Annotated in this window: 13 protein-coding genes; all 13 read right to left on the bottom strand. The window is 38.9% G+C overall.

All coding sequences use genetic code 11. The features are described from left to right. Positions 1-8: 8 nt before the first annotated feature. Positions 9-845, bottom strand: a complete 837-nt coding sequence (locus tag P767_RS0106755; protein WP_026763906.1) for a DUF5117 domain-containing protein — start codon at positions 843-845, stop codon at positions 9-11. 167 nt (positions 846-1,012) lie between these two features. After that, positions 1,013-1,441, bottom strand: a complete 429-nt coding sequence (locus P767_RS0106765; RefSeq protein ID WP_026763907.1) for a CBS domain-containing protein — start codon at positions 1,439-1,441, stop codon at positions 1,013-1,015. Between the two features lie 41 nt (positions 1,442-1,482). Then, positions 1,483-2,709, bottom strand: coding sequence for a BaiN/RdsA family NAD(P)/FAD-dependent oxidoreductase (locus P767_RS0106770; RefSeq protein ID WP_026763908.1), 1,227 nt, complete (start codon positions 2,707-2,709; stop codon positions 1,483-1,485). A 15-nt stretch (positions 2,710-2,724) separates the two neighbouring features. Next, entirely contained in the window at positions 2,725-3,549 is an 825-nt protein-coding gene (map, locus tag P767_RS0106775) for a type I methionyl aminopeptidase (protein WP_245586853.1), read from the bottom strand. Between the two features lie 69 nt (positions 3,550-3,618). After that, positions 3,619-4,965 carry a preprotein translocase subunit SecY gene (secY, locus tag P767_RS0106780; RefSeq protein WP_026763910.1) on the bottom strand — a complete coding sequence of 449 codons (1,347 nt, stop codon included), beginning with the start codon at positions 4,963-4,965 and terminating at the stop codon, positions 3,619-3,621. A gap of 29 nt (positions 4,966-4,994) precedes the next feature. After that, complete coding sequence (gene rplO, locus P767_RS0106785) at positions 4,995-5,444, bottom strand: 50S ribosomal protein L15 (RefSeq protein ID WP_026763911.1); 450 nt, start codon at positions 5,442-5,444, stop codon at positions 4,995-4,997. 122 nt (positions 5,445-5,566) lie between these two features. After that, the gene (gene rpmD, locus P767_RS0106790; RefSeq protein WP_026751414.1) at positions 5,567-5,749 is read right to left on the bottom strand and encodes a 50S ribosomal protein L30; all 183 of its coding nucleotides are present in this window, start codon (positions 5,747-5,749) and stop codon (positions 5,567-5,569) included. A 5-nt stretch (positions 5,750-5,754) separates the two neighbouring features. Continuing rightward, positions 5,755-6,276, bottom strand: a complete 522-nt coding sequence (gene rpsE, locus P767_RS0106795; protein ID WP_026751413.1) for a 30S ribosomal protein S5 — start codon at positions 6,274-6,276, stop codon at positions 5,755-5,757. Positions 6,277-6,305: 29 nt separating this feature from the next. After that, positions 6,306-6,656, bottom strand: coding sequence for a 50S ribosomal protein L18 (gene rplR, locus P767_RS18140; RefSeq protein WP_026763912.1), 351 nt, complete (start codon positions 6,654-6,656; stop codon positions 6,306-6,308). Positions 6,657-6,704: 48 nt separating this feature from the next. Beyond that, on the bottom strand, positions 6,705-7,259 hold the full coding sequence (rplF, locus tag P767_RS18145) for a 50S ribosomal protein L6 (RefSeq protein ID WP_026763913.1): 555 nt from the start codon (positions 7,257-7,259) through the stop codon (positions 6,705-6,707). A 79-nt stretch (positions 7,260-7,338) separates the two neighbouring features. Then, on the bottom strand, positions 7,339-7,737 hold the full coding sequence (rpsH, locus tag P767_RS0106810; protein WP_026751410.1) for a 30S ribosomal protein S8: 399 nt from the start codon (positions 7,735-7,737) through the stop codon (positions 7,339-7,341). A 48-nt stretch (positions 7,738-7,785) separates the two neighbouring features. Beyond that, positions 7,786-8,055: a 30S ribosomal protein S14 gene (rpsN, locus tag P767_RS0106815; RefSeq protein ID WP_026751409.1), complete on the bottom strand. Its 270-nt coding sequence runs from the start codon at positions 8,053-8,055 to the stop codon at positions 7,786-7,788. A gap of 21 nt (positions 8,056-8,076) precedes the next feature. Continuing rightward, positions 8,077-8,658, bottom strand: a 582-nt coding sequence (gene rplE, locus P767_RS0106820) for a 50S ribosomal protein L5 (RefSeq protein WP_456113450.1), incomplete at its 5' end; no start/stop codon positions are given.

An 8,658-nucleotide genomic window follows, 5' to 3' on the forward strand; every position in this document is an offset into this window, starting at 1 on the left:
ACCCACGACTATACTTGGTTCTCTGTTGCATGAAATAACCCAACACGCGGATCGTCTCTTCTTGCTCTGAAATCATTTTTAGGCATTTCAAGAAAACTATGCTGCATTCTCACGCGAACATATCTTGGATCAACAACATCTGGTCCTCCACTGGCCATTGTAGTTGGATTATCGTAAGACAAATCCACCACTACATCCGTATTATTCGGATAAGATCTTATGTCGGCGTACTTAGATTTGGTGGGATTTAAACCGCCGAGATTAAACATAAACATCGCCATTGGACTAGGTGCCATTTGTGGTTTAACCGGATCCATTTTCTCACTTAAAAACAAACCATCCACACTAATCAGATATCCATTTTCATCTTCAATGCTGAACTTGTCATTAAAGAAAACAGCTTCAGGTTTATCAACATCAGCAGATTTGCTCACTGCATTTTTCGGGTCATAATAAAAATTGGTATTTACTTCAGAAAACTCCAGTTTATCAAAAGCTTTTTTAATCTTATATACTGCTGTGTTTCTGTGCATGCTTTGATTCAGAAACAAAGTAGTAGGACCACTGATAGAAAAGCTTTGATAAATAAATTCTTTATCTAACTGGTCTTTTCTAATATACATCTGCAAACTACCGGTAGTGGTATCCTGGTAAATTGTAAAAAGACCTTCCAGTTTTTTGGTGCCTTTTGTTTTATCTGCAACAGTTTGTTTTTTGGGGGCTGCAGCCGGTTTGGCCGTATCTGCTGTAGCTGGTTTAGCGGGGGGAGTTGGCACCTGCTGAGCATTTACTAAAGTGCTTACACCCAGAAAAAGCATGGCAGATCCGATTACATATTTTTTCATACAATTAGTTTAGTGAATAACAAATTATGCATTCTTGTAATAAGCAGAAGGGAATTAACAAAATCTTTGATAACTGGTTATTACACAGCAGGAAAGCGTCATTAGCCTTTATGGGCGGGACCTTCTACAAACCTAAGAAAGCCTTAACCCCATTAAAGGTCAGCTGGTTAAGACTGTAAATAGTTTTCTAATTGTGAAATGGTTTGCTGTTGACTCAGGATGGTCTCGGCCACCACATCGTTCATGCTGACAATTCCGGCAAGTTGATCATTTTGCATAACTGGCAAATACCGGATTCTTCTGGTACTCATTAATTGCATACAATGTTCAACTGTATCAGACAAAGTAATCATGGGAAAATCTGCACTCATAATTTCACTAACAGGGGTATCACTGGAATGCCTTCCCATCAGTATCACTTTCCTGGAGTAATCACGCTCTGTCAGTATTCCCAAGAAACGTTCTTTGTCCATAACCACAACCGATCCGATATTTTTTTCTGCCATGACTCTCAAGGCATCAATTACGGTTGTATCCGGGGAAACTATGGTTACCTGAGCTCCTTTACGATTGAGAATATCACTTACTTTATGCATAGAAAATAATTTCTTGCAATAAGTTAAGCAAAGAATTTGAGTTATGCAAACTTTTGGGCAATCGCCTTGGCTGCAATAAAGCCACTGGTCCAGGCATGCTGAAAATTAAATCCACCGGTAATTCCATCCACATCCATCACTTCGCCTGCAAAATAGAGATTCGGGGCAATTCTGCTTTCCATGGACTGTGGATGAATTTCAGAAAGAGAAATACCTCCTGCTGTTACAAATTCCTCCTTAAATGTGGTTTTACCGGATATAGCGTATACACTGTGGGTTAACAGCTGAATCAGTTTATTCTGCTGAACAGATTTTAATTCAGCCCACTTGGTATCTGCACCAATACCCGCTTCGAGCAATAAGAATTGCCATAAACGATTGGGCAAAGCAAAGGGCGATTTATTCCCCATTTTTTGACTAGCCATCTGTTCCCGGTAAAATGACCATTCCTCTCTTAAAGCTGTTTCATTCATCTCATCCAGCCAGTTAACGGCAACATCAAAATGATAATTAAGATCTGCTAATTGTCTTGCACCCCAGGCAGATAGTTTCAGCACAGCAGGGCCGCTCAACCCCCAGTGTGTAATTAATAAAGGGCCGGATTCCTTTAATTTAGAACCAACTACTTTAAGAGAAACATTAGGAACCGAGACTCCCATTAAAGCTGTAATGGGATGTTTAGGCATATTCAGCGTAAACAAGGAAGGAACAGGTGTAATAATATGATGTCCTGTATTTTGTAACCAGCTGAACATAGACAATTTAGGTAAGCCGCCACAAGCAACACAAACTGCATCTGCTATAATCTCTTCCTTTTTATCCGTATGAATTTTCCACTGATCATTATATTGGTCAATCGATTGCACACCAGTATTCATGCATACTTTAACCTTATACAGATCTGCTTCTCTTAAAAGGCAATCAATAATGGTAGCAGACTGATTGGTAACAGGGAACATTCTTCCATCAGCTTCCGCATGAAGCTTAACCCCTCGTTCGCTAAACCAATCGATTGTGTCTTTCGTGTTAAACTGATGAAAGGCTTTTTTTACAAATTGCTCACCGCGGGGATATTTTTTTACCAGGGCCGGGATATCAAATAATTCATGCGTTGTATTGCATCTGCCACCCCCGCTGATTCTTACCTTAGATAGTAGTTTAGCTGATTTTTCCAATAGTATTACTTCTAAAGCCGGATTCATTCTCGCTGCATTAACAGCGCAAAAAAATCCAGCAGCCCCACCTCCTACCACAACCAGCTTTTTCATTTATAAAATTGAATACTAATAATAACTGGAGTTCAAATGTGGATTGGCTTTCTCTTCTGCTTCAATAATACTGTAATCAGAAAGGATTAAAGCCTTATTTCTCTTTACACAAACATCGTGTTCAAAATGAACAGAAGGCTTCCCGTCTCTGGTTTTAATGGTCCATCCATCCTCATCAGTATATACTTCCCTGCTACCCATATTAATCATTGGCTCAATGGCCAGCACCAGATTTTCCTTCAACTTGGGTCCTGTACCTCTTTTACCATAGTTGGGCATTTGCGGATCTTCGTGCAGGCTTCTTCCCAAACCATGTCCTACCAGTTCTCTTACTACGCCATACCCGTGTTTAATTTCTGTATGCTCCTGAATGGCATAGGCAATATCACCAATCCTATTATTTACAATTGCTTTTTCAATGCCTTTGTAAAGAGACTCTTTGGTAACCTTAACCAGTTCAATGGCTGCAGGATCTGCATTGCCCATAATAAAAGTATAAGCATGATCACCGTGCCAACCGTTTAAAATAACGCCCATATCAATAGAAACAATATCACCATTTTTTAATGGGGTATCATTGGGAAATCCATGAACCACCACATCATTCACTGATGCACAGATAGTGAAGGGATAGCCTCTGTAATTTAAAAAAGAGGAAGTAGCATTGTGCTTTTGAATAAAATTGGCACAAAGCTTATCAATTTCAAGCGTTGTAACTCCAGGCTTCAATATTTTGGCCACTTCAGCCAGTGTTTTACTAACTAAAACAGCAGCATTTTTCATTAAAGCTATTTCCGCATCCGTTTTATATATAATCATCTCTTTATTTCTTCTGGTCATTGTCTATTAAAAAGTAAACCTGTTCAGCAATGCCAAACAGGTTTACAAAGTTCGTTATTTTATTTGATACTAGATGGTAGAACTGGTTACCCCTTGTCTTCCCTGAACTCTTCCGCTATTCATTAAGCCATCGTACTGACGCATTAACAAGTAGGTTTCAATTTGCTGTAAGGTATCTAAAACAACACCCACCATAATCAATAAGGAAGTTCCACCGAAGAAGGTACTGAAACCTTGCGTAACACCCAGACGTTGAGCAAAGCCGGGAAGAATACCAACCAATGCTAAGAAAATAGCGCCAGGTAAAGTAATCTTATCCATAATTGCTCCAATATAATCCGCAGTAGGTTGCCCGGGTTTAACACCAGGGACAAATCCATTATTACGCTTTAAATCTTCTGCAATCTGCTTAGGGTTAAATATCAATGCAGTGTAAAGGAAAGTAAAACCAATTACCATTACAGAGTAAATTAACATATACCAAGCATTGCTGTGATCATTAAAGATTTTCACAATGCCGGAAGCAGAATCCAGATTAGTAAAAGAAACCAAGGTAGGCAGGAACATAATGGCCTGCGCAAAAATGATAGGCATGACACCAGCACTGTTCACTTTTACAGGTAAAAACTGACGTGCGCCGCCAAATTGTCTGCTACCAATGATTTGTTTTGCGTAGTTAACTGGTATTTTTCTTACACCCTGAACCAGGATAATCAATCCCATAATAATGGAAACCAATACGGCCATTTCAATTAAGAAGATTAACAATCCACCGCCACCGCTAACACCTTTGGCACCAAATTCCTGAATGATGCTTTGAGGTAGACGGGCAAGGATACCAACCATAATGATGATTGAAGTACCATTACCTAATCCTTTATCCTGAATTCTTTCACCCAACCACATTACAAACAAAGTACCTGCAGTTAAGGTAACAACTGTTGAAAACCAGAAGAAAGGCTTGTATGCTGGTAAAATTGCTTCTGCATATCCCGGGCTATTCAGGTAGGCAACATAAGCACCTGCCTGGAATAAAGTAACCAGCACTGTTAAGTATCTGGTCCACTGATTGATTTTTTTACGACCACTCTCTCCCTCTTTCTGAACCTTTTGTAACTGAGGAACCAAAATGGTCATCAATTGCATAAAGATAGATGCAGAAATATAAGGCATGATACCCAGGGCAAGAATAGAAGCTTGTGAAAAGGCACCACCGGCAAACATATCAAATATGCCCAAGAGGCCATTGCTCTTAGCTGAATTGGCAGCAGCTTCAATTTTATTCGGGTCAATACCCGGTAAAACGATATGCGTACCAAAACGATAAGTTAACACCAAAGCAAGGGTTACAATAATTTTGTTACGTAACTCTTCAATGGTCCAAATGTTCTTAAAAGTCTGAACTAGTTTTTTCACTTCACTAAATTAAATGGCGTTAAACTTAATTATTTGATAATCTCAACTGTTCCGCCTGCAGCTTCAATAGCAGCTTTTGCTTTTTCGCTGATGGCATTAATTTTGAAACTGAGCTTAGTCTTCAGTTCGCCATTACCTAATACCTTAACACTATCAGTACGGTTGATTAAACCATTGATGTATAAATTCTCAAGAGAAATTTCAGTGAAACCGTATTTCTCAACCAATTGATCTAATTGACCTAGATTAAATACTTTGTATTCAACTCTGTTATTGTTCTTGAATCCACGTTTAGGAATTCTACGCTGAATAGGCATCTGACCACCTTCATGAGCCATTTTGCTCTTGTAACCGGCACGGCTTTGACCACCTTTGTTACCTTTGGTAGAAGTACCACCTTTACCAGATGCTTCACCACGACCTAATCTTTTTTCTCTTTTAACCGAACCTTCAGCAGGCTTTAAATTGTGTAGTTTCATTTTACTTTGATTTTGAACTTACGGGGTATCACCCCTCGCGTTGTTTATAATAAATAAAAGTCAGGAGTAAAGATATCCGCATGAAACGGTATATCCAAACTACTGACTTAAAAAATTTTTAATTAAGCAACTTCTTCAACCTTCACCAGGTGGCTAACTTTGTTAACCATACCCAATATTTGTGGAGTAGCTTCTACTTCTCTAGAGGCATTCAACTTCTTTAAACCAAGCGCAATAAGGGTTTGCTTCTGACGCTCAGGTCTGTCGATACCGCTTTTTATTTGTGTGATCTTAATCTTTTTCATAAATATTATCCGTTGAATACTTTGCTCAATTTAATGTTACGTCCTTTAGCAACCTGTACTGGTTCTCTTAAAAGGCTTAACGCTTTAATAGTAGCTTTAACTACGTTGTGAGGATTTGCTGATCCAAGGCTCTTAGCAAGTACGTCGGTAATACCAGCACTTTCCAAAACTGAACGCATGCTACCACCCGCGATAACTCCCGCTCCGTGTGCAGCTGGCTTAATAAGTACTTTGGCAGCACCATCTTTAGCCCACTGTTCGTGAGGAATTGTACCGTGCATTACAGGTACTTTAACCAGGTTCTTTTTAGCATCTTCAATACCTTTAGCAATTGCTTCCTGTACTTCTTTTGCTTTACCAAGACCCTGTCCTACAATACCATTTTCGTTTCCAACAACAACAAGTGCAGAGAAACTGAATGTACGGCCACCTTTTGTGGTTTTTACCACACGGTTAATAGCAACAACCTTATCTTTTAATTCGATGTCGCCACCCGCTTTTACTTTATTTACGCTTACTTTAGACATTTATTGAGCGATTAAATTGATGTTAGTAATTAGAATACCAGACCACCTTCTCTTGCTCCGTCTGCAACAGACTTCACACGGCCATGATATAGATTTCCACCTCTGTCGAATACACAATTTGTTAAACCCAGAGCCAAAGCTTTAGTTGCAACTGCAGCACCTACCATTTTAGCTTTTTCAATCTTGGTAACTTTCTGAGCAGCGATGTCTTTATCTCTTGAAGATGCAGCAGCTATTGTAACTCCATTATCATCATCAATTAATTGAGCATAGATTTCGGCATTGCTTCTGAAAACAGAAAGGCGTGGCTTTACAGCTGTACCAGCAACCTTCTTACGGATGCGGTATCTAATTTTTTGCCTTTGAATTAATTTACCCATTGTTTTTTATTTTATACCTCCGATTCGGCCGGGGGATTGTTAGTTTAATTATTTACCTGCTGATTTACCTGCTTTTCTTCTTAAGATTTCACCAGCATATTTCACACCTTTTCCTTTGTATGGTTCAGGCTTACGTAAGCTTCTCAATTTGGCCGCTACCTGACCAATCAATTGCTTGTCAATACCTTCAAGGAAAACTTTAGGGTTTTGACCTTTTTCGTTGGTTGTGGTTACTTTTAATTCACTTGGAATTTCGATGATGATATTGTGAGAATATCCTAAAGCAAGATCCAGCAAATTACCTGAGTTTGCAGCTTTAAAACCTACCCCTACTAACTCTAATTCTTTCTTATAACCTTCAGTTACACCCTTCACCATATTGCTTACCAAAGAACGGTATAAGCCGTGCATGGCGCGGTGACGAATCTGATCGGTTGGTCTGGTAAGTGTAATATTACCTTCATTAATAGTTACAGTGATATCTCTGTCAATTGCCTGAGACAATTGTCCTTTAGGACCTTTTACTGTTAAAACGTTCTCTGCATCAACGGTTATGGTTACACCTGCCGGAACTACTACTGGTTGTTTACCAATTCTAGACATAGTCGATTTTTATTTTTATGAATATAAACGCTCCGTGTTCAGCCACGACTAAGAGGCTTAATTGTCGGAACTCATTAAATTAAGAAATGTAACACAATACTTCACCACCCACATTCTGAGCCTTGGCTTGCTTATCAGTCAATACTCCCTTAGAAGTACTTAAGATTGCAACTCCCAAACCATTGATTACTCTTTTAATTTCAGCAGGCTTAGCATACTGACGTAAACCTGGACGGCTTACTCTTTCCAAAGAGCGGATAGCTGGTTGTTTGGTAGCAGGATCATACTTAAGCGCGATCTTAATTAGACCTTGCTTGTTATCGTCTTCGAATTTATACTTCAGAATATAACCCTGATCGTATAAGATTTCTGTTAAACGCTTCTTTAAATTGGAAGCAGGAATTTCAACCAGTCTGTGACCAGCCAACTGAGCATTACGAATTCTAGTTAAGAAGTCTGCTATTGGATCAGTTACCATATTATTATTATTATATCAGTTCTAAATTTTGTTTTAGCAGCGGGTAGATTACCAGCTTGCTTTCTTTACGCCTGGAATCATACCATTCAAAGCCATGTCGCGGAAAATAACCCTTGACAGACCAAAATAACGCATGTATCCTTTAGGTCTTCCTGTAAGCTGACAACGGTTTTTTAAACGTACCGGAGAAGCATTCTTAGGTAGTAGATCCAATCCTGCATAATCACCTGCTGCTTTTAAAGCCGCACGCTTTTCAGCATACTGAGCTACCATTTTCTCGCGCTTTCTTTGTCTGGCTTTTACTGATTCTTTTGCCATAATTTTTTGTTCTGTGTTTAATTAATCTTTCTTGGTTCCTTTAAACGGCATACCCAATTCTTTCAAAAGCTCGTAAGCTTCTTCATTGGTATTTGCTGTTGTAACAAAAGTGATATCCAACCCGGTGATTTTGTTTACTTTATCAATATCAATTTCAGGGAAAATGATTTGTTCAGTAACACCAAGGGTATAGTTACCTCTACCATCAAAAGCTTTGTCGCTGATTCCTTTGAAATCACGAACACGTGGTAAGGCAACAGAAACTAATCTGTCAAGGAATTCATACATTTTCTCACCTCTTAAAGTTACACGGGCACCAATTGGCATACCCTTACGTAATTTAAAGTTAGAAATGTCTTTCTTAGACATAGTAGGAACAACCCTCTGACCAGTGATCATATTCAGTTCTTCTACTGCAATGTCTACTAGTTTTTTATCTGTAACCGCACCATTAACACCACGGTTGATACAGATTTTTTCTAGTTTAGGTGCTTGCATTACAGTTGAGTAAGCAAACTTCTTCATAAGAGCAGGTACCACTTCTTTAGTGTACTTTGCTGCTAATCTCGGTGTATATTTCTCTGTACTCATTATTTGATTACC

The sequence above is a fragment of the Sediminibacterium salmoneum NBRC 103935 genome, from assembly GCF_000511175.1.
In the GTDB taxonomy this organism is placed as follows: domain Bacteria; phylum Bacteroidota; class Bacteroidia; order Chitinophagales; family Chitinophagaceae; genus Sediminibacterium; species Sediminibacterium salmoneum.

Coding starts and splice junctions, on each gene's coding strand:
- P767_RS0106755 (WP_026763906.1), bottom strand. CDS start 845: ATGAAAAAATATGTAATCGGATCTGCCATGCTTTTTCTGGGTGTAAGC.
- P767_RS0106770 (WP_026763908.1), bottom strand. CDS start 2,709: ATGAAAAAGCTGGTTGTGGTAGGAGGTGGGGCTGCTGGATTTTTTTGC.
- P767_RS0106765 (WP_026763907.1), bottom strand. CDS start 1,441: ATGCATAAAGTAAGTGATATTCTCAATCGTAAAGGAGCTCAGGTAACC.
- rpsH (WP_026751410.1), bottom strand. CDS start 7,737: ATGGTAACTGATCCAATAGCAGACTTCTTAACTAGAATTCGTAATGCT.
- map (WP_245586853.1), bottom strand. CDS start 3,549: ATGACCAGAAGAAATAAAGAGATGATTATATATAAAACGGATGCGGAA.
- rplR (WP_026763912.1), bottom strand. CDS start 6,656: ATGGGTAAATTAATTCAAAGGCAAAAAATTAGATACCGCATCCGTAAG.
- rpsE (WP_026751413.1), bottom strand. CDS start 6,276: ATGTCTAAAGTAAGCGTAAATAAAGTAAAAGCGGGTGGCGACATCGAA.
- rpmD (WP_026751414.1), bottom strand. CDS start 5,749: ATGAAAAAGATTAAGATCACACAAATAAAAAGCGGTATCGACAGACCT.
- rplO (WP_026763911.1), bottom strand. CDS start 5,444: ATGAAACTACACAATTTAAAGCCTGCTGAAGGTTCGGTTAAAAGAGAA.
- rplF (WP_026763913.1), bottom strand. CDS start 7,259: ATGTCTAGAATTGGTAAACAACCAGTAGTAGTTCCGGCAGGTGTAACC.
- rpsN (WP_026751409.1), bottom strand. CDS start 8,055: ATGGCAAAAGAATCAGTAAAAGCCAGACAAAGAAAGCGCGAGAAAATG.